Below are 23,520 nucleotides of genomic sequence, written 5' to 3'. Positions count from 1 at the left end.
TGAGGGGTCAAGCCGGCCCGGTCTCGCCGGCGACGGATCATGCCGACGGTGATCCGTACGCCGAGGGTCCGGCGAGCGGCGGGCCGTACGCCGACGGCCGGCACCCGGGCGTACGCCGTGGGTGCCGGCCGTGCGGCGGAGGGTGACCGGCGCACGCCGGCCCAAGCTCACTTCTTGCCGGGAGCCTTCCCGTCGCCGCTGTCGGACGAGAGCGCCGCGATGAAGGCCTCCTGGGGAACCTCGACCCGGCCCACCATCTTCATCCGCTTCTTGCCTTCCTTCTGCTTCTCCAGCAGCTTGCGCTTGCGGCTGATGTCACCGCCGTAGCACTTGGCGAGCACGTCCTTGCGGATCGCCCGGATGGTCTCGCGGGCGATCACCCGGCTGCCGATGGCGGCCTGGATGGGCACCTCGAACTGCTGCCGGGGGATCAGGCTGCGCAGCTTCGCGGCGATGTTGACGCCGTAGTTGTACGCCTTGTCCTTGTGTACGATCGCGCTGAACGCGTCCACCGGCTCGCCGTGCAGCAGGATGTCCACCTTCACCAGGTCGGACGCCTGCTCGCCGGAGGGCTCGTAGTCCAGCGAGGCGTAGCCCTTGGTGCGGCTCTTGAGCTGGTCGAAGAAGTCGAAGATGATCTCGGCGAGGGGCAGGGTGTAGCGCAGCTCCACCCGGTCGGCCGAAAGGTAGTCCATGCCGAGCAGGCTGCCCCGGCGGCCCTGGCACAGCTCCATGACCGCCCCGACGTAGTCGTTGGGGGTGAGCACGGTGGCCCGCACGGTCGGCTCGTACACCTCGGCGATCTTGCCGGTGGGGTACTCGCTCGGGTTGGTGACCACGGCCTCCTGGCCGTCCTCCTGGATGGCCCGGTACACCACGTTCGGGGCGGTCGAGATGAGGTCGAGGTTGAACTCCCGCTCCAGCCGCTCCCGGATGATCTCCAGGTGGAGCAGGCCGAGGAAGCCGCAGCGGAAGCCGAAACCGAGCGCGCCGGACGTCTCCGGCTCGTAGACGAGCGCGGCGTCGTTGAGCTTGAGCTTGTCGAGCGCGTCCCGCAGGTTCGGGTAGTCGGACCCGTCGATCGGGTAGAGGCCGGAGTAGACCATCGGCTTCGGGTCCTTGTAGCCCCCGAGCGGTTCGGTCGCCGGGCTGGCGTTGATGGTGACCGTGTCGCCGACCCGGGACTGCCGGACGTCCTTCACGCCGGTGATCAGGTAACCCACCTCGCCGACGCCGAGCGCGTCGGCCTTCTGCATCTCCGGGGAGATGACGCCGATCTCCAGCAGCTCGTGGGTGGCGCCGGTCGACATCATCTTGATCCGGTCGCGGGCGCTGATCCGGCCGTCGACGACCCGGACGTACGTGACCACGCCCCGGTAGACGTCGTACACCGAGTCGAAGATCATCGCCCGGGCGGGCGAGGCGGCCTCGCCCACCGGCGGGACGAACTGCCGGACGATCTCGTCGAGCAGGTACGGCACGCCCTCGCCGGTCTTGCCCGAGACCCTGATGCAGTCCGTCGGGTCGCCGCCGATCAGGTGGGCCAGCTCCTCGGCGTACTTCTCCGGCTGCGCGGCCGGAAGGTCGATCTTGTTGAGCACCGGGATGATGTGCAGATCGTTCTCGAGCGCGAGGTAGAGGTTGGCCAGGGTCTGCGCCTCGATGCCCTGCGCGGCGTCGACCAGCAGGATCGCGCCCTCGCACGCGGCGAGGGACCGGGACACCTCGTACGTGAAGTCGACGTGGCCCGGGGTGTCGATCATGTTGAGGACGGCCTGCTCGCCGGCGCGGTCGCCCTCCCGGATCGTCCACGGCATCCGCACGGCCTGGCTCTTGATGGTGATGCCGCGCTCACGCTCGATGTCCATCCGGTCGAGGTACTGCGCGCGCATCTGCCGGGGGTCGACCACGCCGGTGAGCTGCAACATCCGGTCGGCCAGGGTCGACTTCCCGTGGTCGATGTGGGCGATGATGCAGAAGTTCCGGATGCGCGCCGGGTCGGTGGCACCAGGAGCGTTCGCGCCGGAATCGAGCGTCGGTGGCACAGCGGTCCGTTCTGGTCGGCTGACGTGAGCAGGCCGGCGCGACGCCGGCCCCCTCTATGCTCCCACGTCGCCCGCCGAGCGGTCCGATCACTCCACCGCCGCCGGGACGGCCACCGCCGAACCCGGGCCGGCTCGCTCCCCCCGGCGGCGCGGCGAAGTCGAACGCGGGCCGGCTCACTCTTCGGGCTGGCTTCACTCCTCCGGTCGGCTTCACCCCTCCGGTCGGCTTCACCCCTCCGGTCGGCTTCACTCCTCCGGTCGGCTTCACTCCTCCGGTCGGCTTCACTCCTCCGGTCGGCTTCACTCCTCCGGCGGCGCGGCGAAGAGGGCGGCGAGCCGCGGCAGCCGCCGGCCGGCCTCCTCCTCGTCGTCGAAGTCCCAGAAGTCGTTCAGGTCGGGCACGGGCACCGGGTCACGGTCCGCCGGCAGGTCGGCCGCGGCCGCCTTCCGGTACGCCTCCCAGGGCACCGCCAGCATGTCCTCGCACTCGAACTCGGCGCCGCTGAGCGCGGCGGCCCGGACCTGCGGCAGCTCGGCGAGGGAGTCTGGGTCGGCCACCGCTCGGGCGAACACCGCCCGGCCCAGGGTCATCAGCCAGCCGCGGAAGTACTCGAAGCCGTCGTCGGAGGCGCCCCCGTTGATCAGGTACGCCGCGCCCCACAGGTCGACCTTGTAGGAGGCGGCGAGCACCCGCCGCTGGTGGTGGGCATACCCGACGATCTCCTCCGGGGCCCGCTCGGCCAGCAGGGCGACCGCGCGGGCGGCGACCGCGTCCGCCGATGCCCCGGCGCCGGCTCGGGCGCGGTCGATCAGCTGCCAGAAGTCGTCGGTCCTCATGGCTCGCCAGTCTGACAGAGCGGGCCGACGCCCCGGCCGCGCACCGCGCCATGGTGGTGCCGGTGGGGCAGCATGGGCAGGGTGCGCGCGATCTCGCTGCCCCCGGTGCCGTACGACTCGACCGCGCTCCGCCCGGCCTGGGCGGACCTGCCGCCCGCGCTGCGGGCGGCCGTGACCGGGCGGCTGGGCGCGCCGGTGGCGGCGGCCCGGGTCGCGGGCGCGGGATTCACCCGGGGCTTCGCCGCCGTGCTGGAGACCGCCGACGGCCGGCGCGCGTTCGTCAAGGCGGCGTCGCTGGCGGACCAGCGGCACCTCGTCGACTGGTACGTCCGGGAGGCGGCCGTCCTCGACCGCCTCCCCGCCGGCCTGCCGGTCCCCCGCCCCAGGTGGACGGTGAGCGCGGCCGGCTGGTTCGCACTCGGCCTCGACGCCGTCGACGGCCGGACGCCCGCGCTGCCCTGGACGGCGGCCGACCTCGACGCGACGCTGACCGGGTACGCCGAGGTGGCCGCCGCGCTGGCCGGGTCGCCGCCCGAACTGGTCGCGCTCGGCCTGCCCCGGCTCGCCGACCTGGCCCGCGACGACATCCTGTGGTGGGGCGAGGTCGCCGCCGGCCGGGAGCCCGCCCCGGACCTGCCGCCGGCGGCGCGGGGTCGGACGGCCGAGCTGGTCGCGCTGGAGTCGCGCCTGCCCGGGTACGCCGAGCGCGGCGGCCTGGCCCACGGCGACCTGCGGCTGGACAACGTGCTCGTCGACCAGGCCGGGCGGGCCTGGTTCTGCGACTGGAACTGGCTGTGCCACGGCCCGGCCTGGTTCGACCTGGTCAGCCTGCTGATCACCGCCCACGCCAGCGGCCTGGACGCCGACACGCTCTTCGCCCGGCACCCGGCGGCCGCCGGCGCGCCCCCGGACGCCCTCGACGTGACCCTCGCCGCCCTCGCCGGGTACCTGCTCACGTCGGCTGCCGCCGGCCCGAGCAGCGCCTCCCCGCACATCCGCGCCCATCAGCGGTGGAGCGGTGAGCAGGCGCTCGACTGGCTCGCCGGCCGGCAGGGGTGGCGCTGAACGGGGGCCTGGAGTGTGCGCCGGGCCTGGCACCGTCGGGCCTGGGTCCGTCGGGCCTGGGGGCGTCGGGCCTGGGGGCGTCGGGCCTGGGGGCGTCGGGCCTGGGGGCGTCGGGCCTGGGGGCGTCGGGCCTGGGGGCGTGATCGTCTGTCGTTTCCGAAGGCGACGCGCCGGGCGAACTCCACGTGGACAGCAGACGATCACGGCGGCGCCGGTGGAGGGCCCGGTCGGCGCGGCCGGCCCGCGCGGTTTTGGCTCGTCGCGGCGGACCTGGTAACCTGGCTCTTCGCGCGGCGATGACCCATGCTCGTCGGGCGTAGAAGCAAACCAACCCGAGCTATAGGACGAGGCTGTCGCGTGGCGAACATCAAGTCCCAGATCAAGCGCAACCGGCAGAACGAGAAGCGCCGGCTGCGTAACAAGTCGGTCAAGTCGTCGCTGAAGACCGCCATCCGGAAGTTCCACGAGGCCGCCGAGGCCGGCGACGCCGAGAAGGCGACCGTCCTCATGCGAGACGCCGCCCGCAAGCTGGACAAGGCGGCCAGCAAGGGCGTCATCCACGCGAACCAGGCGGCGAACCGTAAGTCGGCGATCGCCAAGCGCGTGGCTTCGTTCTCCGCCTGACGCGGCGACCGCAGACCTGACCGGAAGTCCCGGGATCCCCCGGGGCTTCCGGTTTTCGGCGTCTCCACCCCGCCATCCCGCCGACATGGCGGGAATCCGGCCGGCACGACCCCGCCACACCGCCGACATGGCGGGAACCCGGCCGCCACGACCCCGCCACATCGCCGACGTGGCGGGAACCCGAGCGGCGGGTCAAGCCGCCCGACTTGGGGCGGTCAGGATGCGGGGCGGTCAGGATTCGGGGCCGTCGACGCGGGGCCGGCCCGTCAGACCGGGCGCCTCGGGGACGCCGTATCCGCCCGTCCCCCGCACCCGGGCCCGGCCGACCACCGGCTCGATCTGGCGCCGGAACCGGTCCCGTTCCTGCTCGGGCACCAGCGCGGCGGCCCGGACCACCACCTCGGCCACCATGTCGTTGAGCTTGACCATCGCCGCCACGGCTGCGGGCAGGATCAGCACCGCCCACCAGGTGACCAGTTCGGCCAGGGCGAGCAGGACGGCGAGCGCGACGCTGCCTTCGAAGAAGAGGAAGCAGAGGATCCCGCCGGGGTTGACGAACCGCAGTCCGAGGGCCCGGGCGTAGAGGGGGCGGTAGCGCTCCTCCTCGGTGGGCACGGTCGCCCACGACGCCCGGACCGGGCGGTTCACCGGGTGCCCTGCCTGGCTGCCGCGACGGCGAAGACGGCGCGCTCCAAGGCGTACGCCCGGTCGTCCGAGCCGCCCTTGACCGCCGCGTTGCACTCGGCGGCGGCTCTCATCGCCTCCACCAGGCCATCGGGCGTCCAGCCCCGGGCCCGCTGCTGGGCATTTTTGATCTTCCAGGCGGGCATGCCCAGGGTGCTCGCCAGCTGGTACGGGTCGCCCCGCCCGGCAGCGGCGACCCGGGCAACCGTGCGGACCCCGTCGGCCAGGGCGTCGGCGATCGGAACCGGGTCGACGCCGACGTGCAGCGCCCAGCGCAGGGCCTCCAGCGCCGCCGGCACGTCTCCGACCATGGTCGCGTCGGCGACGGTAAAGCCGCTGACCTCCACCCGCCCCTTGTAGTAGCGGGCCACCGTGTCGGCCCCGATCCGCCCGTCGGTGTCGGCGATCAACTGGGAGCAGGCAGCGCTCAGCTCCCGCAGGTCGGTGCCGACCGCCGCGATGAGCGCCTCGGCCGCGTCCTCGGTGCACTTGCCGCCGGCCCGGCGGATCTCGTCCCGCACGAAGGCCACCCGCTCGCGGTGGCCCTTGAGCTTGGCCGCCGGGACGACCGTCGCACCCGCCGCCCGCAGCCCGTCGGCGAACGCCTTGCCCTTCGCGCCGTCGAGGTGCAGGACGACCAACTGGACGTCGGGGTCGGGGTTCTTCGCGTACGCCAGCAGGGCCGTGACCAGGTCCTTGCGGGCGTCCTGGCCGGAGCGGAGCACGAGCACCCGCCTGCCGCCGAACAGCGACGGGCTGAGCATCTCGGCGATCTCGCCGACCGTCAACGCGCCGGCCTGGTACTCGCGGACGTCAGCGTCGGGGTCGACGGCGCGGGCCCGCGCCACGGCTTCGGTCACCGCGCGCGTGGCGAGCAGCTCCTCGTCGCCGAGGACGAGCAGAATGGGAGCGAGGTCGGCCGAGGTCACGTCGCCCATATTCGCACGCCCGGGTGCGGCTTCGTGCCTGCTCGTCGGGCCCTCCGATGGGAGAGCCCGCACTCAGCGCAAATCCAGACATTTACCTCGGCTCCACCTCAATGCCATCACAACCCTCGATCCTCAGGGCCGTCTGCCCGGCGGCGTCCCCCGGGTCACCACGGCCAGCCCGTCCCGGTGCCGGACCACGGCGAGGTCGCCGTCGGTGTCCGTACGCAGCACCCGGGCTCCGGCTCTGGCGAGCCGGGCGAGGACGGCCGGGTTCGGATGCCCGTACGAGTTGCCCACGCCCACTGGCACCAGCGCCACCCTGGGCCGGACCGCGTCCAGGAACGCCGGCTCCTGGTATGCCGACCCGTGGTGGGCGACCTTCAACACGTCGGCCCGCATCCCGCCGGGCGGCGCGCGATCGAGCAGGGCTCGCTGCTCCTCGGTCTCGGCGTCCCCGGCGAGCAGGACGCGCACCCCGGCCACCGTGGCGAGCAGCACCAACGAGTTGTTGTTCGCGTCGGACCGCGTGCCCCGCAGCGGATAGGGCGGCCCGAGCACCACCAACTCCACCGTCCCGTCGCGGTACGTCCACCCCGCCGTCGCCGGGGCCAGCCCCGCCCCGCCCACCGCGGCGGCGCCCCGGACCAGGTCCCGCCCGGCGGCCGGCTCGGGCCACTGCGGCGTACGCACGGCGGTCACCCGGCGACCCCGGAAGACCCCGGCGACCCCGCCGGTGTGGTCGATGTGGAAGTGGCTGAACAGCAGCAGCGACACCTCCCGCACGCCGAGCCGGCGCAGGCAGCCGTCCACCGCCGCCGGGTCGGGGCCCGCGTCGACCACCACCGCCCGGCCGGCGGCCACCGGCAGCACCAGGGCGTCCCCCTGCCCCACCGCGCACGTCACGGCCACCCACCGGGAGGGCGGCCAGCCGCCGGCGACGAGCCGCACCGGCAGGGTGCCGACGATCACCGCGACGGCGACCACCGCCACCAGCCGGCGCACGACCGGCCGGCGGGCGGCGACCAGCAGCGCCACGGTCAGCCCCGCCAGCAGCAGCGCGCCCGTCAGCCCACCCGGCCACGGCAGCGTGCCCGCCGGCAGCCGGGCCCCGTACCGGGCCACCGTCACCAGCCACCATGCTGGCCAGCTCGCCAGCCAGGCCGCGAACTCCGCGCCCGCGGGCCACACGGGGGAGAGCACCGCCGCGGCCACACCCAGCACCGTGGCGGGCGCGATCGCCGGCACCGCGAGCAGGTTCGCCGGCACGGCCACCAGGCTCACCGTCCCGGAGATCCCGGCGACCACCGGGCCGCAGGCGAGCTGCGCGGCGGCCGGCACGGCGAGCGCCTCGGCCAGCCCGGGCGGCACGCCCCGCCGGCGCAGCCCGTCCCGCCAGGCCGGGGCGAGCAGCAGCAGGCCCGCGGTGGCCAGGACGGACAGCGCGAAGCCCGGGTCGCCGGCCAGGTCCGGATCTACCAGCACCAGCGCGGCCACCGCCGCGGCGAGCGCCGGCAGGGCTGCCCGTGGACGACCGGCCGCGAGAGCCGCGAGGCCGATCGCGCCCATCGTGGCGGCGCGCACCACGCTCGGTGAGGGGCGGACCAGGATGACGAAGCCGACCAGGGCGACCGCGCACAACCCGGCGGCCAGCCAGGGGCCGGCCCGGCTCCAGCGCGCCAGCAGCAGGACCGCCCCGACGACGATCGCTACGTTGGAGCCGGAGACCGCGTTCAGGTGCGTCATCCCGGTCGCCCGGAAGTCCTCCTCCACCGTCGGCGGCAGCCGGCTGGTATCCCCCACGACGAGGCCGGGCAGCAGGCCGCCCTGTTCGTCGGGCAGCGGTTCGCAGGCCCGTTGCAGGCCGACGCGGAGCGTGCCGGCCCCGCGCTGCGACCACGGCGGTGGCCCGTGCAGCGTCGGCGCGGCGCGGACGGTGAGCACGGCAGCGGTGAGGTCGCCGCCGCGCGGCGCGCCGAGCCGCCCCTCGGTGGTGAGCCGCTGCCCGGGCAGCAGGCCCCGCCAGGCCGGATCGGTGGCGAGCACCAGGACGCGCAGCGGCGCGGAGACCCGCCGCCCGTCGGGAGCGGCCAGGGTGACGAGTTCGGCGCGGACCAGCAGGGTGGCCGGTCCGCCGGTGGCACCCCGCACCGGGCGGGGGTCGTCCCGCACGACCAGCTCGGCGTCGACCGGGGAGCGTTCCTCGACGAGGGCTCGGACGGCGGGGGCGTCCCGGACCGCGAGCCGGGCGGCGGTCGCCGCTGCCCCGCACACGACGCCGAGCAGCACCGCCACCGCGATCCACCCGTACCGGCGGACGGCCGGGGCGGGGCGCCCGAGCAGGCCGAGCAGGTGTGCCGAGGCGAGCGCGGCGAGCGCGGCCGCAGCGGCGGCGAGCGCGGCGGCCGTGCGGGCGGTCAGGTGCAGGCAGGCCAGGGCGGCCAGCCAGGCGGCCACCGCGAGCCCGGCCAGCCGTAGGTCGGGTGGCGTGCTCGCGCCGCCGGCGCCCGGTGCGTCGGGACCGGTGGCCGGCGCGGCCCGGGCGCCCTCGGGCCGGGGCTCGCGCCGGACGGGCCGAGCGGGGCCGTTCACACCGTCACCAGGTCCTTGAGCTGCTCGTACCGGGCGTCGCCGATGCCCTCGACCTGGCGCAGGTCACCCACCGAGCGGAAACCGCCGTGCTGGTCGCGGTGGGTCAGGATGCGTTGGGCCAGCACCGGCCCCACCCCGGGCAGCGCGTCGAGCTGCGCCAGCGTGGCCGTGTTCAGGTTGACCAGGCCACCGGGCTGGCCCGGGCCGGCGGGGGCACCGGGCTGCGCCGCACCGGCGGGAGCAGTCTGGCCCGGCGGAGCGGGGACGCCGACCAGGATCAGCTCCCCGTCGGTGACCTTGCGGGCCGGATTCAGCAGGGCCACGTCCACACCGGGCAACGCACCGCCGGCCGCCTGCACGGCGTCGGCGACCCGCGCGCCCGCCGGCACCCGGACCAGCCCGGGGTGGCGTACCTTGCCGGCGACCGCCACCACCAGCTCGCCGCCCGGCGACGCCCCGGGGGCCGCCGGGGCGGCCGGCTCGGACGCCTCGGGGCCGCCGGCAGGCGCGGTGGCCCGGACCGGCTCGGCCTGCGGGCGGGCCCGCCATGCCCAGAAGCCGGCCCCGAGCACCACCACGGCGGCGATGGCGGCCAACGCCCGGACGCCCCGCCGGCCGGGGTCGAACGCGCCGGGCCCGGGCAGCCGGGACAGCCTCCGCCCGGTCGCCGGCTCGGCGTCGGATGCGGGCTCGCCCGCCCAGCCCGGTTCGTCACCGGCCGGCACGTCGGCGGCGCCCGGCGTCTCCTCCGCGCCCGGAACGTCCGGAGGCCACGGCTGGCGGTCGTCGGCCGTGGCCCCCGCCCCCGGGCGCGACCGCAGGGGGCGGGATCCGGACAGGCCGGAACCGGGCCACGGCACGGGCCGCTCGTCCGGCTCGGCGGCGGCCGGCGTCCACCGTTCCTCCGGCGGCACGACGACAGGCATCGAAGCCGCGCCGGCCGGGTAACGGTGCTCCCCCGCCCCTGCACCGACCGTCCACACCGGCGGGCCCCGCCGCTCCCGCGCCGGCCCGCCCGCGGGCTCGGGACGCTCCCCGAGTGGGACGAAGTGGGCGCCCCGGCGCTCGCGCAGTGCCTGCGCCAACCCGCCCGCGGGGTCGGGACCCTCCCCCGGCGGCCCTGGCAGCCGTGCCGGCGCGCTGCCCGTCTCCCTCGCGGCCCGCGAGGCCGAGGCCGCAGAGGCACGGCCGTCGCCAGCGAGGCCGCCGTGCGGGAGCGGGTTGGGGGCGGGGTGCTCGACCGGCGACCGGTCGGGCAGCAGCCACCGCAGGCGTCGCCGTACGGCCGTCTCCTCATCGTCTGACACGGCGCGAGGCTAGGCCGCCGACGAGGCCGTACGAGGCCCGGCAGGTCTGGGTTGTGGACAGTCAGACGGCCTGTGGGCAGGCGCCTGATCATGCACCCGGTGTGCTAATGGGACGTCAGCAAACGGGCTCGGGTCTGCCGGCACCGGTGCTGGCGCCAGCTCACTAGTCTTGCCGCGTGCTTCGCCTTTCCTCGCATCCGTCGCTGGCCAACCTGCCACCACAGGCCGTGAACGAGCTGTCGCCGAGCGGCGTACCGATCCTGGGCCTGGTCCTCGTCGTGATCGGCGGATTCCTGCTCTGGCGCGCCGCCCGGCCCTCGAACGTCTCCCGGCGCGAGGAGCGCCGGGGCGGTGTCGCGTTCCTCGTCCTCGGCTGCGTGATCGGCGTGGCGGGACTGGTCGACCTCGGGCTGGACCTCTGAGGTTCCGGCCAGCCGCCCACGGCGGCTCAGGCGGCCTCCGGGCCGGGACGGCTCAGGCGGCCTCCGGGCCGGGGCGGCTCAGGCGGCCTCCGGGCCGGGACGGCTCAGGCGGCCTCCGGGCCGGGGCGGCGGTGGACGACGACGCAGGCGAGCCCCGGGCCGGCGTGCGCGGCGATCACGGCGCCGGCCTCGGTGACGTACGTGGCGTGCAGCCGGTCGCCGAGCCGCTCGGCCAGCGCGGCGACGAGTTGCTCGGCGCGCTGCGGGGTGGCCAGGTGGTGCACGGCGAGGTCGACGTCGGCGTCGCCGGCCGCCTCGACGGCCAGGTCGACGAGCCGCGCCAACCCCCTGGTGGCGGTGCGGACCTTGTCCAGCAGCACGATCGCCCCGTCCGGCATGTGCATAATCGGCTTCACCGACAGGGCGGTGCCGAGCAGCGCCTCGGCCGCGTTGATCCGCCCGCCCCGGCGCAGGAAGTCCAGCGTGTCGACGTAGAAGAAGATGGTGGTCCTGGCCACCGCGTCGAGCGCCGCGCGGCGTACCCGGGGAAGGTCCGCGCCTCCCGCGGCGGCCTCGGCGGCCTCGGCGGCGGCGAGCGCCGTGAAGCCGAGGCCCATCCCGGTGGACCGGCTGTCGACCACCGCGACCCGGTCCCCCAGCTCGGCGGCGGCCAGCCGGGCCGCCTCCACCGTGCCGGAGAGCCCGGCCGACAGGTGCACCGACACCACCCCGTCGGCCCCGTTGTCCAGCAGCCGCCGGTACGTCCCGGCGAACTGCTCGGGCGCCGGTCGGGAGGTGCTGACGGACACCCGGCGCCCGCCCAGCGCCCGGGCCGCGTCGGCCGGGAGGACGTCCACCCCCTCCTGCCCTTCCGTGCCGTCGAGCACGACGGTCAGCGGTACGACGGTGATCCGGTGCGCCCGCACCAGCTCGGGCGGAAGGTAGGCGGTGGAGTCGGTGACGACCGCGACGGGCATGTTCGGCACGCTAGCCGATGTCGCCGCCGGCCGCCCCCCGGCGAACGGCCGAGACGGCGCACCGACCTCCGCCCGCCCGACCAGACCCGCCTCGGCCGCCGGGCCGGACCACCCACGACCGCCGGGCTAGACCGCCACGGCCGCCGGGCCACCAACGACCGCCGGGGTCAGACCGGCTCGGCCGCCGGGGCGGACGGGAGCGGGCCGACGTTGTGGGCGCGCAGGTGCCAGCCCTGCGGGCCGCCGTGGCGCAGCTCGGTCCAGTGGCAGTTGCTCAGCGAGCCGATGGTGCGCAGCACGGTGCGGTCCCAGCCGAGCAGGTATCCGCAGCCCTGTCGGGCGCCGCCGCCGTGGGTGGCGACCACGACGGTGCCGCCCGGTGCGGCATCCGCGGCGTCCTGCAGCGCCGTGCCGAGCCGTTTGCCGAGGTCGTCGAGGCTCTCGACGTCCGCGCCCGGGTCGGGGTCGCCGGCCCGCCAGCGGGCGTACTCCTCGGGGTGGCGCTCGGCCACCTCGGTCAGCAGCAGCCCCTGCCACCGCCCGAAGTGCCGCTCGCGCAGCCGAGCGTCGGTGCGCACGGGCAGCCCGGTCAGCGCGGCCAGCGCGGCGGCCGTGTCCGCGGCGCGACTCAGGTCGCTGGCCACGATCGCGTCCGGGCGCAGCGCGGCGAGCACCGACGCGGCGGCGGCGGCCTGCTCCCGGCCGAGGTCGTTGAGCGGTACGTCCGTCTGCCCCTGCACCCTGCCGGCCGCGTTCCAGTCGGTGTTGCCGTGCCGCCAGACGATCAGTCGGGTCATTCGGCGCTGGTGCTGCCGGCGTCCGCCTCGACCAGGTCCCGGTCGACGAACGGGATCTGCGGGCAGTCCTTCCACAGCTTGTCGAGGGCGTAGAACTCGCGTTCCTCGGCGTGCTGGACGTGCACCACGATGTCGACGTAGTCGAGCAGCACCCAGCGCCCGCCCCGCTCACCCTCGCGCCGGACCGGCTTGGCCTTCTCCGGCAGCTCGAGCAGGCGCTCCTCGATCGCGTCGACGATGGCCAGCACCTGGCGCTCGTTGGGCGCGGCGGCGAGCACGAACGCGTCGGTGATGGCGAGTTGGTCACCCACGTCGATGATGACGATGTCCTGCGCCTTCTTGTCGGCCGCGGCCTGGGCGGCGGCCATCGCCAGCTCGTGAGCGCGTTCGGAAACTGTCACCGTACTCCTTCGATCAACCGTGCGACCCTCCAAGCGTCTCACACCCGGGGGCGGGAGCACTTGTCCGTTCCGGTTGATTACCCGGACAGAAGCTCACATATCGGGCAAGATCACTCACGATACAGGCCGCGCTTCGCGATGTACTGCACCACACCGTCGGGCACCAGGTACCAGACCGGCTCGCCCCGGCGGACCCGGTCGCGGCAGTTCGTCGACGAGATGGCCATGGCCGGCACCTGCACCAGGCTCACCGTGTCGGCGGGCAGGTGCGCGTCGGTGAGCTCGAAGCCGGGCCGGGTCACCCCGATGAAGTGGGCCAGCTCGAACGTCTGGTCCAGATCCTTCCAGGACAGGATGCGCTCCAACGCGTCCGCCCCGGTAATGAAGTAGAGCTGCACCTTCGGGCCGTAGACGGCGTGCAGGTCACGCAGCGTGTCGACCGTGTAGGTGGGCCCACCCCGGTCGATGTCGACCCGGCTGACCTGGAACCGGGGGTTGGAGGCGGTGGCGATCACCGTCATCAGGTACCGGTCCTCGGCGGGGCTCACCGGCTCGTCCGCCTTCTGCCACGGCTGGCCGGTCGGCACGAAGACCACCTCGTCCAGCCCGAACCGGTCCGCGACCTCGCTGGCCGCGACCAGGTGCCCGTGGTGGATCGGGTCGAACGTGCCGCCCATGATCCCGATCCGCCGGATGTCGTCCTCCACCCGTTGATCGTATGCCGCCTGCGGTCGGAGCAGCCCAGCCCCCGGCCAGCGCCCGCCCCGCCGAGGGGGAACGGCGGGGCAGGGCCCGGTCGCACCCCGTCAGCCGGCGACGGCGGCGGCGCCGGTGCGGGCGACGAGGGCGCGCCGCAGGTCGTCGTCCTCGTCGACGACCACCCGGCGCAGGCCGGGCGTGAGGTCGTCGCGGGCCAGCAACGCCGCGGCCAGGTCCCGGGTGCGCTGCGCCACGGCGTAGCGGGGGAAGGCGTCGCGCGCGATCTGGTCGGCCATCCAGGGGGTACGCAGCCGCGCGGCCGCCGGCATCTCGGCGAAGTACCGCGCCACGTACCGCTCGGTCAGCTCGACCTGCTCCGGCTGCCAGAAGCCCAGCGCGGCGGCCTCGACCAGCCGGTTCGACAGCTCGGTGCTGCCCACCACGATCTCCCACGCCGCCGCCTTGGCGGCCGGGTCGGGCAGCGCGGCGCGGCACCGGGCGGCCCGTTCCGCGCCGGTCGCGGTCGGGTCGGCCGCCGCCTCGGCGACGATCTCGTCCGGCCCGGCCGCGCCGAGCACCACCAACCGGCCCAGCAGCGACCAGCGCAGCTCGGCGTCCACGGCCAGCCCGTCGGGCACGCCCCGGCCCGCCAGCCAGCCGGCGAGCAGGCCCGTGTCGGTGGTCGCGCCGATCAGCGCCCGCGCGGCGGCGAGTTGCCGCGACCCGCCCCGCGGGGCCTCGGCCAGCATCCGCCGGCAGGCGTCGGCCAGCGCCGCCAGCGCCGTGTCGCGGCCCGCCGGGTCGAGGTACCGGTCGACCAACGACCGGGTCGTCCGCAGGACGTCCTCGACGACGATCAGCTCGGGCTCGCCGGGCAGCGCGGCGGCCACCAGCACGACCAGCCCGGCGACCGGCCGCTCCCCGTCGGTGGCCGCGTCCAGCGCCTCGCCCCACAGCAGGGCCCGGGCCAGCGGGTCGGCCAGCGTCGGCAGGACCTGTGGTACGGCGTCCGCCGAGGCCGGATCGAGGCGGATCTTGGCGAAGGTGAGGTCGCCGTCGTTGGGCAGCAGCAGCCGTGCGGCCGGCTGCCCGGTCAGCCCGGCGAGCACGGTACGGCCACCGTCGGCGTCCGGGTCGAGGTCGACCTCGTCGCGCACGACCGTGCCGTCGAGGGAGTACCGGCCGACGCCGATGCGGTGCGGGCGCAGCACCGGGTGTGTCTCCGGCGCGGTCTGCACGACGGCCGCCGACGCGTACCGGCCGTCGGCATCGACGCTCACCTCGGCCCGCAGCGTGTTCACCTGGGCCCGACGCAGCCACCGCTCCGCCCAGCCGGACAGGTCCCGGCCGCTGGCGGCGGAGAGGTTGCCGAGCAGGTCGGCCAGGGTGGCGTTGCCGAACCGGTGCGCCGCGAAGTGGGCGTTCAGCCCGGCCAGGAACGCCTCGTCGCCCAGCCAGGCGACGAGCTGACGCAGCACGCTGGCGCCCTTGGCGTACGAGATGCCGTCGAAGTTCTGCAACGCGCCGGCCGCGTCGGCGACCTCCTCCGGCGCCACGGGGTGGGTGGACGGGCGCTGGTCGGCCGCGTACCCCCAGCCCTTGCGGCGCATGGCGAACGTCGTCCACGCCCGGTCGAACCGGGTCGCCTCGGCGGTGACCCGGGTGCCCAGGTACTCGGCGAACGACTCGTTCAGCCACAGGTCGTCCCACCAGCGCATGGTGACCAGGTCGCCGAACCACATGTGGGCCATCTCGTGCGCCACCGTGGTGGCCCGCTGCTCGCGCTGGCTGTCCGTGACGGCGGAACGGAAGACGAGGTCGTCGCGGAAGGTCACCAGGCCGGGGTTCTCCATCGCGCCGGCGTTGAACTCCGGCACGAACGCCTGGTCGTACTTGCCGAACGGGTAGCGCTCGGCGAACAGCTCGTGGAACCGGTCCAGGCACTGCCGGGTGACGGTGAACAGCTCGTCGACGTCGGCGTCCAGGTGCTCGGCCATCGACCGCCGGCACCACAGGCCCAGCGGGATGTCCTGGTGCTCGTCGCGGCGGACGTGCCACGGCCCGGCGATCAGCGTGACGAAGTACGGCGCCAGCGGGGCGGTCGGGGCGAACTCCCAGCGACCCGGCCGGGGGGTGGCGGCCAGCTCGCCGTTGGCGGCGACCGTCCACTGCGGCGGGGCGGTGACCGAGAGCGTGACCGGGGCCTTCAGGTCGGGCTGGTCGAACGCGGCGAAGATCCGCTGGGCGTTGTCCAGGAAGGACATGGCGTACAGGTACGTCTCGCCGTCGGCGGGGTCGACGAACCGGTGCAGCCCCTCGCCGGTGTTCGAGTACGCCATCTCCGCCTCGACCACCAGCGTGTTCGCCTCGGCCAGCCCGGGCAGCGGCAGCCGGTTGTCGGCCAGCGCGGCGGGGTCCAGGTCGCGGTCGTTGAGGCGTACGGTCAGCAGTCTCGCGGGGCGGATCTCGACGAACGTCTCCGCCCCGGGGGTCGCCCGGAAGCGGATCGTGGCGTGGGAGCGGAAGGTGTCGCCGCCGCCGGTCACGTCGAGGTCCACCTGGTAGGACTCGACGATGATCAGCGCGCCACGCGCGGTCGCCTCTACTCGGCTCAGGCTCGGCATCCGCTTATCCTGCCCGATGGGGAACCACACTCGTTTCCCGTGACGCTTCGCGATGGAGGAAAAACAATGGGTCAGCACCCCAAGGGCGATTTCGACCTCTCCCGGGCGGTTTGGCAGCGGGCCGAGGGCGACACCTCTGAGGGCGCGGTCGAGGTGGCCTTCGTCGACGACCTCATCGGGATGCGCAACTCGGCGGAGCCGGACGGCCCGGTGCTGGTCTTCACCCAGGCCGAGTGGGACGCCTTCGTCGCGGGCGCCCAGGACGGCGAGTTCGACCTGGACTGAACGCCTGGCGCTCGCGTGCCCCCGCACCTCCTTGCGCCGGGCCGAGGCCGAGGCCGGGGCCGAGGCCGGGCCGGGGCCGAGGCCGGGCCGGGGCCGAGGCCGGGCCGGGGCCGGGCCGGGGCCGGGGCCGGGGCCGGGCCGGGGCCGGGGCCGGGGCCGGGGCCGGAACCGGGGCCGGGGCCGGAACCGGGGCCGGGGCCGGAACCGGGGCCGGGGCCGGAACCGGGGCCGGGGCCGGGGCCGGAACCGGGGCCGGAACCGGGGCCGGGGCCGGAACCGGGGCCGGGGCCGGAACCGGGGCCGGGGCCGGAACCGGGGCCGAGGCCGGGGCCGGGGCCGGGGCCGAGGCCGGGGCCGAGGCCGGGGCCGGAACCGGGGCCGAGGCCGGGGCCGAGGCCGGGGCCGAGGCCGGGGCCGAGGCCGGGGCCGAGGCCGGGGCCGAGGCCGGGGCCGAGGCCGAGGCCGGGGCCGAGGCCGGGGCCGGGGCCGAGGCCGGGGCAACCATGTCGGGGACATTGCGCTATCCCAGCGGCGGGATGGCCCAATGTCCCCGACATGGCGCGGGCGCAGGCCCAGCTCGCGGGCGCGGGCCCAGCTCGCGGGCGCAGGCCCAGCTCGCGGGCGCAGGCCCAGCTCGCGGGCGCGAGCCCAGCTCGCCGGCGCAGGCCCAGCTCGCCGGCGCCGGCCGTCAGGCGCGGGTGAGGCCGCCGACGAAGGCGCGCCAGGCGGCGGGCGCGAAGGTCAGCGTGCCGCCGTCGCGGTCCTTCGTGTCGCGGACGAGGCCGGCCCGGGGCCGAGGCCGAGCCGGGGCAACCATGTCGGGGACATTGCGCTATCCCAGCGGCGGGATGGCCCAATGTCCCCGACATGGCGCGGGCGCGAGCCCAGCTCGCGGGCGCGAGCCCAGCTCGCCGGCGCAGGCCCAGCTCGCCGGCGCAGGCCCAGCTCGCCGGCGCAGGCCCAGCTCGCCGGCGCAGGCCCAGCTCGCCGGCGCCGGCCGTCAGGCGCGGGCGAGGCCGCCGACGAAGGCGCGCCAGGCGGCGGGCGCGAAGGTCAGCGTGCCGCCGTCGCGGTCCTTCGTGTCGCGGACGAGGACGACGCCGGGCAGGTTGTCGGCCACCTCGACGCAGTTGCCGCCGTTGTTGCCGCTGCGGGTGCTCTTGCGCCAGCGGGCGCCGGTCACGTCCATGATGCCGCCTCTTTGATCCGGTTCAGGGATTCCTGGCGGGGCAACGCCTCGGCACGGATGCGTTCCCACCGATGTTCGAGCGTAGCAACGTCCTCGGGGCGGTCGGTGATCTGCGGTTCGAGCTGGCCGTCGGCGCAGGCGACGCGGCCGCCGTCGGGCAGCCCGGCGATGACGAACGGCCCACCGAGCCCGCCGTAGAGCCCGACGCTGGACGGCACGACGTGGATCTGCACGTGCGGCAGCTCGGCGCAGGCCGGCAGGTGTTCGAGCTGCGCCGTCATCATCGTGCGCTGGTGCTCGGCCGTCCGCCGGAGCACCGCCTCGTCCAGCACCACGGTCAGCAACAGCGGCGGGTCGCGGTGCAGCAACGCCTGCCGGCTGAGCCGCGAGCCGACGAGCCGGTCCACGTCGTCCGGTCGCAGCAGCTCGCCGGCCAGCGTCGTCCGCGCGTACTCCTCGCTCTGGAGGATGCCCGGCACCCAGGCCGGCTCGTACCAGCGCAGCGAGGTGGCCCGCTGCTCGTCCTCGATCCACTCGCGTAACCAGATCGGCGCGCCCATCTTCTCGAAGAGTCGCTGGTAGATCCCGCCCGTCTGCAGCGCCTGATCGACGGCCTTGACGTAGTCCACCTTGAGCGGGCGCTGCCCGCCCTCGACGTTTCCGACGTGCGTGCCCGAATAGTTGATCAGCTTGCCGAACTCGTCCTGGCTGAGCCCACGCGCGACCCGCGCCGCCCGCAGCTCGCCGACCAGGAACTCCACGCCGTTCTTCACTGTGTCCTCACCGCTCCCTCATTCCTCCTTCAATTCGTGTGGGCCCGCCCTCCGCCACCCGCAGGGCGCCCGGTCACGCACTCAACGTCTCGTTTCGACTTCCGACCGTAACTGCGGGGCGTCCAGGCTGGAAGCACGCGACCCGGCTGGTGGAGGCGACGCCCGGCGGCCGGCTCCGCGCGGTGGCCCCGGTCGACCCGAGCCGGGGCCACCACCCCCGATCCCCCCGACAGGAGGAACCCGCATGCCGTTCCGCCTCTGGCGACCACGCCCCGGCGCGCACCGCAACCCGACCCCGTCCCACCGCTTCCGCCCCGGCTCCACGACACCGCCGCCGGACAGCCGGCCCACCCCGTCGCCAGACGGCCGGCCCACCCCGTCGCCAGACAGCCGCCCATCCCGTCGCCGGACAGCCGGCCCATCCCGTCGCCGGACAGCCGGCCCACCCCGTCGCCAGACAGCCGGCCCACCCCGCCACCTGACAGTCGATCCGTTCCCGGCCAGCGGCGGCCATCCGTCGACTCCCGGAACGCGTCCCCCGCGTGGGCGGGGCAGCCCACCGTCGCGTATCCCGTCGTCGGGCGCGCCGGATGGCTCACGCCGGCCCAGACCTGGCGGGCCAACAGGGGCCGTTGGTGACCCGGATCGTCCCCCACCAGCCGATGCGGCCGCTCTGGCGCTGCCGCAACTGCGGCGCGGAGTGGCCCTGCCAGCCGGCCCGCCTCGTCCTGCTGACCGAGTACCGCAACGACCGCACCGCGCTGCTCGTCTACCTGAGCACGCTGATGGCCGAGGCCGCCGAGCACCTCGCCGCGCTCAACGGCCACGCCCGCCCGGCCAACCTGCACGACCGGTTCCTGAACTGGGCGAGAGCCCGTTGAGGGCCGGCCGGCCGGTGAACGTTGGCAGCTCAGCTACTCGACACACCGGGAAAGGTGCCGCTGGGCTGCCAACGTTTCGCGGAGGTGAGCGCCGCCCGAGACGAAGCGATCAGTCGCCGTCGCCCCAGCCCAGTCCGCCGAGGCCGGCGGCGTGGTGGAAGCCGGGGTGGCCGGTCACGTCGGCGCAGCGCTCACCGTCCGGGCCGCGCGCCCCGCAGAACAGCCGCTCGGCCAGGTGCCAGGCGTCGGCCGGGGAGAGCGCGGCGGCGCCGAGCGCCAGCTCGGGGCGCAGCAGGCTCAGCCCCTCGGCGTACGCGACGGCCAGCTCCCGGGCCCGGTCGGCGCCGTCGGCCTCGAAGCCGAGGTGGACGGTGAAGTGGCGCGGCGGACGTCGTTGCGGCCGGGACGGGGCGAGGAGCGGGACGTCCGGCCGCCCGACGCCTTCGTTCGCCCGGCCCGCAGCCAGCCCGTTGACCATCAGCCGCTGGCGCCAGTACCCCGACCCGTTCGCCCGCATGTGTCCTCCCCGTCCCGCTCGTGACCTGGCGTCAGGGGCCGACCCGGCGGCCGGCCCCGCGACCAGACAACCAGCCGCCGGCCGCCCTGGGAGGGGCCAGCAGGAGTCGCGCTGGCCCCTCCCAGGGCGGGCCGACCCGTCGGATGATGGAGGATTTTCAGTCGGCGACCACGAGGGCCTGCGGGGCGGCCTGCTTCATCCGGGTACGCAGCCACTTGAGCTGCGTCGCCGTCTCGCCCTCGCAGGCGCGCACCACGGCCAGCAGCTCCTCGTCGCGGGCCCCGTACGCGGCCTGGCCGATCACCGTCCAGGAGATGTCGCACTCGGCGGCCATCAGGTACACGTCCTGGAGGTCCCGCAGCAGCCCGATGCCGCCCGTCCGGGTGCCCCGGAACAGCTCGGAGTGCAGCCGGTCCGGCTCGGCCGGGGCCTCCTCGGCGTACCGGCGGGCGAACGGGTCGAGCCGCTGGGCGTGCTGCCGGCACTGGGCGGCCAGCCGCTGGCAGAGGTGGTGGACGTCCATCTCGTCGCCGTGCGCGGACGCGACCTCGTCGTACGCGTCGGCGAGCCGGAGCTGGGCCCGGTGCAGCAGTCCGAGATAGTGCGCCAGGTGCACGTCAGGACCCTTCCGTCGTCGACGTCGCCTCGGCCGCCGGGCCGCCCACCGTGGCGGGCACGGCCGCGCCCGCCACGGGGGCGCTGCCGCCGACCGTGGGCGCCGGGGCGGGGCGCCCGCCCGAGTCGCCCTCGCGGACCAGCCGGACCGCGGCGACCTTGAAGATCGGCTGCTTGGACACCGGGTCCCAGGCGGTGATCGTCAGCTCGTTCGCCGCCCGGTCCGGCTCGGCGTCCTTGGCGTCCCAGTAGCCGTAGTGGAAGGGCACGAAGACCACGCCGGGGCGTACCCCGCACACGCGGGCCCGGGCGCGGACGACGCCGCGCGGCGACTCGAGCCGGACCCGGTCCCCCTCCCCCACGCCGAGCCGGTCGGCGTCGGCCGGGTTGACCTCGACCCAGACCTCGGGCGCCGCGTGCACGAGCTGGGTGGCCCGGCCGGTCTTCGTCCGGGTGTGGAACTGGTAGACGGTCCGGCCGGTGGTGAGCAGCAGCGGGTACTCGTCGTTCGGCACCTCCGGCGACGGCTGGTACGGCGTGGCGTGCAGGAACGCCCGCCCGCGCGGCTCCTTCGCGCGGTACTCGTCCGGCAGCAGCTCCGCGCCGGTGGCCAGGTCCTGCCCGTACGTCTCGCAGTAGTCCGGGTCGGTGTTGAACACGCCGTCGGTGTAGAGCCGCTCGGTGCCGTCGGGGTGCTCCGAGTTGCACGGCCACTGGATGCCGCCGCCGCGCAGCCGCTCGTACGCGATGCCGGTGTAGTCGCACGGCCGGCCCCGCGAGCACTCCTTCCACGCCTCGAACGCCGACTCCGGGTCGGACCACGGGATCAGCGGGTTCCCGTCCCGGTCCCGGAAGTCCATCCGGCGCGCGTAGTCGAGGAAGATGTCGAGGTCGGGGCGGGCCTCGCCGGGCGGGTCGACGGCCCTGTCGGAGATGTGCACGGTCCGGTCGACGCTGGTGAACGTGCCGGTCTTCTCGCCCCAGGTGGCGGCCGGCAGCACCACGTCGGCCAGCTCGGCGGTCTCGGTCAGGAACAGGTCCTGCACCACCAGGAACAGCTCCGGCTTGGCCAGGATCCGCCGGACGCGGGCCAGGTCCGGCAGCGACACCGCCGGGTTGGTGGCCGAGATCCAGAGCAGCTTGATCGAGCCCTGCTCGGCGTACCGGAAGATCTGCATGGCGTGGGTCGGCGGCGACCAGTGCGGGATCGTGTCGACGTCGACGTTCCACAGCCGGGCCAGCTGCGCGACGTGCTCGGGGTTCTCCCAGTTGCGCAGCCCGGGCAGGTCGCCGTCGGCCCCGCACTCCCGGTTGTTCTGGGCCGTGGGCTGGCCGTTCATCTGGTACAGGCCGGCGCCGGGGCGGCCGAGCATCCCCCGGATCAGGTGCAGGTTGCTCACCGCGCAGCTCGCCGCGGTCGCCTGGTTGGACTGGTAGAACCCCTGCAGGACGGTGGAGAGCAGCCGGTCGCAGGTGCCGAGCAGCTCGGCGGCGGCCGCCACGTCGCGGGCCGGCACGTCGCAGATCTCCGCCACCCGGCGTACGGGGTAGTCCTCGACCACCCGGCACAGCTCCTCGAAGCCGACCGTGTGCGCCCGCACGTACGCCTCGTCGTACCAGCCGCGCCGGATCAGCTCGCGCAGCAGGCCGTTGAGCAGGGCGAGGTTGGTGCCGTTGCGGGCGGCCAGGTGCACGTCGGCCTCCCGGGCCACGGGGGTGGCGCGGGGGTCGACGGCGAGCATGGCCGGCGGGTTCGGGCCGCGCCGCCGGTCCAGCATCCGCATCCAGAGCACCGACTGGGTCTCGGCGACGTTGTGTCCCCACAGCGCCATCGCGTCGCAGTGATCCACGTCGGTGTACGACCCGGGCTGCCCGTCGGTGCCGAAGGACGCCTTGAGCGCGGAGGCGGCGGTGGCGGTGCAGAGCCGCGTGTTGCCGTCCATGTGCGGGGTGCCGATCCCGGCCTTCCCGATCACCGACAGCGTGTAGTACTCCTCCAGGAAGAGCTGGCCGGAGGTGTAGAAGCCGAAGTGTCCCCACCCGCCGGGGCCGGCGAGCAGCTCCGTCGAGCGGGCCACGATCCGGCCCATCGCCGTGTCCCAGTCGGTCTCGACGAGGCGGTCGCCCTCGCGCACCAGCGGGTGGCGCAGCCGGTCCGGGCTGTGGTTGGCCTGCCAGCCGTACAGGTCCTTGACGTCGAGGCGGCCGTGGTTGATCCGGTCGGACGGCCGCCCGCGTACGCCGACGATCCGGCCGTCGTGCACGGCGATGTCCATCGCGTCGCCGTTGGAGTGCAGGATCGACGCCGACGGCACCCAGCGGTCGACGTCCGCGTCGGTGTGCCCGTCGGCGAGGAACGTGTCCACCCGCGCCGGCCAGGACTCACCCGGCCCGTACGGGGTGCGCGGCCCCCACGGGTCCGCGATCCGGTCCACCACCGTCACTCCTCCCTCCATGTCGCCGCCCGGCCGGAGCCCGGCGCGTCGGGCGACTGCCACAGCGGCATGCGTCGGCCGGTGGCCCGGTTGAACAGCAGGTCGACCAGCGTCACCAGCACCACGGCCGCGGCCGCGACGACGAGCTGGCCGGGGGTGTGCAGCAGCCCCAGGCTGACGATCAGTGTGGTCGCTCCGGCCGGCGGATGTGCCGCTTTGAGCAGCACGAGCACGAGCGAGGTGACCGCCAGCGAGCCGACCGCGGCGACGATCCGGAGCCCGGTGACGCCCTCCTGGAACGCCGAGGGCCGGTCGGTCAGCCCGGTCGCCACCAGCAGGGCGTACCCGGCGAGCAGGGCGACGAGGTGGCCGATGACCGTGTTGCGGGGAGACGCCTGGGGCTTCTCGGGCTGCTCGACGTGCAGCATGATCGCCGGGCCGAGGCTCGGGAGGAGCCAGGGCTGCCGGGTCAGCAGGGCGACGGTGCCGGCCACCACCACGGCGACGACGGCACCGCCGAACGCGCGCGCACCCTCGGCGGCGGGAGAGGGCGGCTCGTCGGTCTCGTGCGGCATAGCGGCTGATATACCCGGCGCGCGGCGGGCCAACCCGGGCCGGCGAGGGACCGGCGGCAAACGAAGCGGGCGGGCAGAACCCGGCCCGGGGCGGCCGGCGCGAGACGCCCGGGCCGGCGGCCGACAGGAAGCGGCCGGGCCGGGCGGCGGAAGTGGCCGGGCCGGGCGGCGGAAGTGGCCGGGCCGGGCGGCGGAAGTGGCCGGGCCGGGCGGCGGAAGTGGCCGGGCCGGGCGGCGGAAGTGGCCGGGG

The 23,520-nt window shown here is 75.3% G+C and carries 22 protein-coding genes and 1 pseudogene; 5 read left to right on the top strand and 18 right to left on the bottom strand.

Features of this window, described 5'->3' with window-relative positions; translation table 11 throughout:
- Positions 1 to 167: 167 nt before the first annotated feature.
- Together lepA and ACGFIZ_RS22520 are read right to left on the bottom strand one after the other, a co-directional pair.
- The gene (lepA, locus tag ACGFIZ_RS22525; protein WP_393422137.1) at positions 168 to 2,045 is read right to left on the bottom strand and encodes a translation elongation factor 4; all 1,878 of its coding nucleotides are present in this window, start codon (positions 2,043 to 2,045) and stop codon (positions 168 to 170) included.
- 300 nt (positions 2,046 to 2,345) lie between these two features.
- Positions 2,346 to 2,882, bottom strand: a complete 537-nt coding sequence (locus ACGFIZ_RS22520) for a DUF4240 domain-containing protein (RefSeq protein ID WP_393422135.1) — start codon at positions 2,880 to 2,882, stop codon at positions 2,346 to 2,348.
- A gap of 72 nt (positions 2,883 to 2,954) precedes the next feature.
- Here ACGFIZ_RS22520 and ACGFIZ_RS22515 point away from each other — a divergent pair, with 72 nt between their 5' ends.
- Positions 2,955 to 3,947, top strand: coding sequence for a phosphotransferase family protein (locus ACGFIZ_RS22515; RefSeq protein WP_393422133.1), 993 nt, complete (start codon positions 2,955 to 2,957; stop codon positions 3,945 to 3,947).
- A gap of 357 nt (positions 3,948 to 4,304) precedes the next feature.
- Positions 4,305 to 4,571 (top strand): 30S ribosomal protein S20, encoded by a 267-nt coding sequence (gene rpsT / locus ACGFIZ_RS22510; RefSeq protein WP_393422131.1) that lies wholly within the window; start codon positions 4,305 to 4,307, stop codon positions 4,569 to 4,571.
- A gap of 231 nt (positions 4,572 to 4,802) precedes the next feature.
- Here rpsT and ACGFIZ_RS22505 read toward each other — a convergent pair whose 3' ends face one another.
- The 4 genes from ACGFIZ_RS22505 to ACGFIZ_RS22490 form a co-directional block, all read right to left on the bottom strand.
- Positions 4,803 to 5,219, bottom strand: coding sequence for a hypothetical protein (locus tag ACGFIZ_RS22505; protein WP_393422129.1), 417 nt, complete (start codon positions 5,217 to 5,219; stop codon positions 4,803 to 4,805).
- Positions 5,216 to 6,193 carry a DNA polymerase III subunit delta gene (holA, locus tag ACGFIZ_RS22500; RefSeq protein WP_393422127.1) on the bottom strand — a complete coding sequence of 326 codons (978 nt, stop codon included), beginning with the start codon at positions 6,191 to 6,193 and terminating at the stop codon, positions 5,216 to 5,218. Before holA ends, ACGFIZ_RS22505 begins: the two co-directional genes overlap by 4 nt.
- A 123-nt stretch (positions 6,194 to 6,316) precedes the next feature.
- On the bottom strand, positions 6,317 to 8,773 hold the full coding sequence (locus ACGFIZ_RS22495; protein WP_393422125.1) for a ComEC/Rec2 family competence protein: 2,457 nt from the start codon (positions 8,771 to 8,773) through the stop codon (positions 6,317 to 6,319).
- Complete coding sequence (locus tag ACGFIZ_RS22490) at positions 8,770 to 9,699, bottom strand: helix-hairpin-helix domain-containing protein (RefSeq protein ID WP_393422217.1); 930 nt, start codon at positions 9,697 to 9,699, stop codon at positions 8,770 to 8,772. The genes ACGFIZ_RS22495 and ACGFIZ_RS22490 overlap by 4 nt, the downstream gene beginning before the upstream one ends.
- Before the next feature lie 557 nt (positions 9,700 to 10,256).
- On the opposite strand from ACGFIZ_RS22490, the gene ACGFIZ_RS22485 reads away from it, so the two are divergent.
- Entirely contained in the window at positions 10,257 to 10,502 is a 246-nt protein-coding gene (locus ACGFIZ_RS22485; protein WP_393422123.1) for a hypothetical protein, read from the top strand.
- A 104-nt stretch (positions 10,503 to 10,606) separates the two neighbouring features.
- Here the strand turns inward: ACGFIZ_RS22485 and ACGFIZ_RS22480 are convergent, their stop codons facing one another.
- From ACGFIZ_RS22480 to pepN, 5 genes are all read right to left on the bottom strand, one after another.
- Positions 10,607 to 11,479 (bottom strand): DegV family protein, encoded by an 873-nt coding sequence (locus ACGFIZ_RS22480; protein ID WP_393422121.1) that lies wholly within the window; start codon positions 11,477 to 11,479, stop codon positions 10,607 to 10,609.
- A 167-nt stretch (positions 11,480 to 11,646) separates the two neighbouring features.
- A complete protein-coding gene (locus ACGFIZ_RS22475) occupies positions 11,647 to 12,276 on the bottom strand; it encodes a histidine phosphatase family protein (RefSeq protein ID WP_393422119.1) in 630 nt (209 codons plus the stop codon).
- Entirely contained in the window at positions 12,273 to 12,677 is a 405-nt protein-coding gene (gene rsfS / locus ACGFIZ_RS22470) for a ribosome silencing factor (RefSeq protein ID WP_347669554.1), read from the bottom strand. Before rsfS ends, ACGFIZ_RS22475 begins: the two co-directional genes overlap by 4 nt.
- A 110-nt stretch (positions 12,678 to 12,787) precedes the next feature.
- On the bottom strand, positions 12,788 to 13,384 hold the full coding sequence (gene nadD, locus ACGFIZ_RS22465; RefSeq protein ID WP_393422116.1) for a nicotinate-nucleotide adenylyltransferase: 597 nt from the start codon (positions 13,382 to 13,384) through the stop codon (positions 12,788 to 12,790).
- A gap of 99 nt (positions 13,385 to 13,483) precedes the next feature.
- Positions 13,484 to 16,000, bottom strand: coding sequence for an aminopeptidase N (pepN, locus tag ACGFIZ_RS22460; RefSeq protein WP_393422114.1), 2,517 nt, complete (start codon positions 15,998 to 16,000; stop codon positions 13,484 to 13,486).
- 66 nt (positions 16,001 to 16,066) lie between these two features.
- Between pepN and ACGFIZ_RS22455 the strand changes: the two genes are divergently transcribed.
- Positions 16,067 to 16,285, top strand: a complete 219-nt coding sequence (locus ACGFIZ_RS22455) for a DUF397 domain-containing protein (RefSeq protein WP_013287999.1) — start codon at positions 16,067 to 16,069, stop codon at positions 16,283 to 16,285.
- A gap of 688 nt (positions 16,286 to 16,973) precedes the next feature.
- On the opposite strand, the pseudogene ACGFIZ_RS22450 reads toward ACGFIZ_RS22455, so the two are convergent.
- The 3 genes and pseudogenes from ACGFIZ_RS22450 to ACGFIZ_RS22440 all read right to left on the bottom strand — a co-directional run.
- Positions 16,974 to 17,078, bottom strand: a pseudogene (locus tag ACGFIZ_RS22450) (DUF397 domain-containing protein); the annotation flags it as partial.
- A gap of 207 nt (positions 17,079 to 17,285) precedes the next feature.
- Entirely contained in the window at positions 17,286 to 17,474 is a 189-nt protein-coding gene (locus tag ACGFIZ_RS22445; protein WP_393422112.1) for a DUF397 domain-containing protein, read from the bottom strand.
- Positions 17,465 to 18,247, bottom strand: a complete 783-nt coding sequence (locus tag ACGFIZ_RS22440) for a helix-turn-helix transcriptional regulator (RefSeq protein ID WP_393422110.1) — start codon at positions 18,245 to 18,247, stop codon at positions 17,465 to 17,467. The genes ACGFIZ_RS22445 and ACGFIZ_RS22440 overlap by 10 nt, the downstream gene beginning before the upstream one ends.
- Before the next feature lie 635 nt (positions 18,248 to 18,882).
- Here ACGFIZ_RS22440 and ACGFIZ_RS22435 point away from each other — a divergent pair.
- The gene (locus ACGFIZ_RS22435) at positions 18,883 to 19,128 is read left to right on the top strand and encodes a flavin reductase (RefSeq protein WP_393422108.1); all 246 of its coding nucleotides are present in this window, start codon (positions 18,883 to 18,885) and stop codon (positions 19,126 to 19,128) included.
- A gap of 109 nt (positions 19,129 to 19,237) precedes the next feature.
- On the opposite strand, the gene ACGFIZ_RS22430 is transcribed toward ACGFIZ_RS22435, so the two are convergent.
- From ACGFIZ_RS22430 to ACGFIZ_RS22415, 4 genes are all read right to left on the bottom strand, one after another.
- Positions 19,238 to 19,645: a hypothetical protein gene (locus tag ACGFIZ_RS22430; protein ID WP_393422106.1), complete on the bottom strand. Its 408-nt coding sequence runs from the start codon at positions 19,643 to 19,645 to the stop codon at positions 19,238 to 19,240.
- Between the two features lie 157 nt (positions 19,646 to 19,802).
- A complete protein-coding gene (locus tag ACGFIZ_RS22425; protein WP_347670650.1) occupies positions 19,803 to 20,261 on the bottom strand; it encodes a hypothetical protein in 459 nt (152 codons plus the stop codon).
- Position 20,262: 1 nt separating this feature from the next.
- Positions 20,263 to 22,704 carry a molybdopterin oxidoreductase family protein gene (locus ACGFIZ_RS22420; protein ID WP_393422104.1) on the bottom strand — a complete coding sequence of 814 codons (2,442 nt, stop codon included), beginning with the start codon at positions 22,702 to 22,704 and terminating at the stop codon, positions 20,263 to 20,265.
- Positions 22,701 to 23,270 carry an HPP family protein gene (locus tag ACGFIZ_RS22415; protein WP_393422102.1) on the bottom strand — a complete coding sequence of 190 codons (570 nt, stop codon included), beginning with the start codon at positions 23,268 to 23,270 and terminating at the stop codon, positions 22,701 to 22,703. The genes ACGFIZ_RS22420 and ACGFIZ_RS22415 overlap by 4 nt, the downstream gene beginning before the upstream one ends.
- Positions 23,271 to 23,520 lie beyond the last annotated feature (250 nt).

This window comes from Micromonospora sp. NPDC048830, from assembly GCF_043198215.1.
Taxonomy (GTDB): domain Bacteria; phylum Actinomycetota; class Actinomycetes; order Mycobacteriales; family Micromonosporaceae; genus Micromonospora.
Note: the sequence above shows the minus strand (reverse complement) of the source record. Positions and strands in the feature narration are given on the sequence as shown.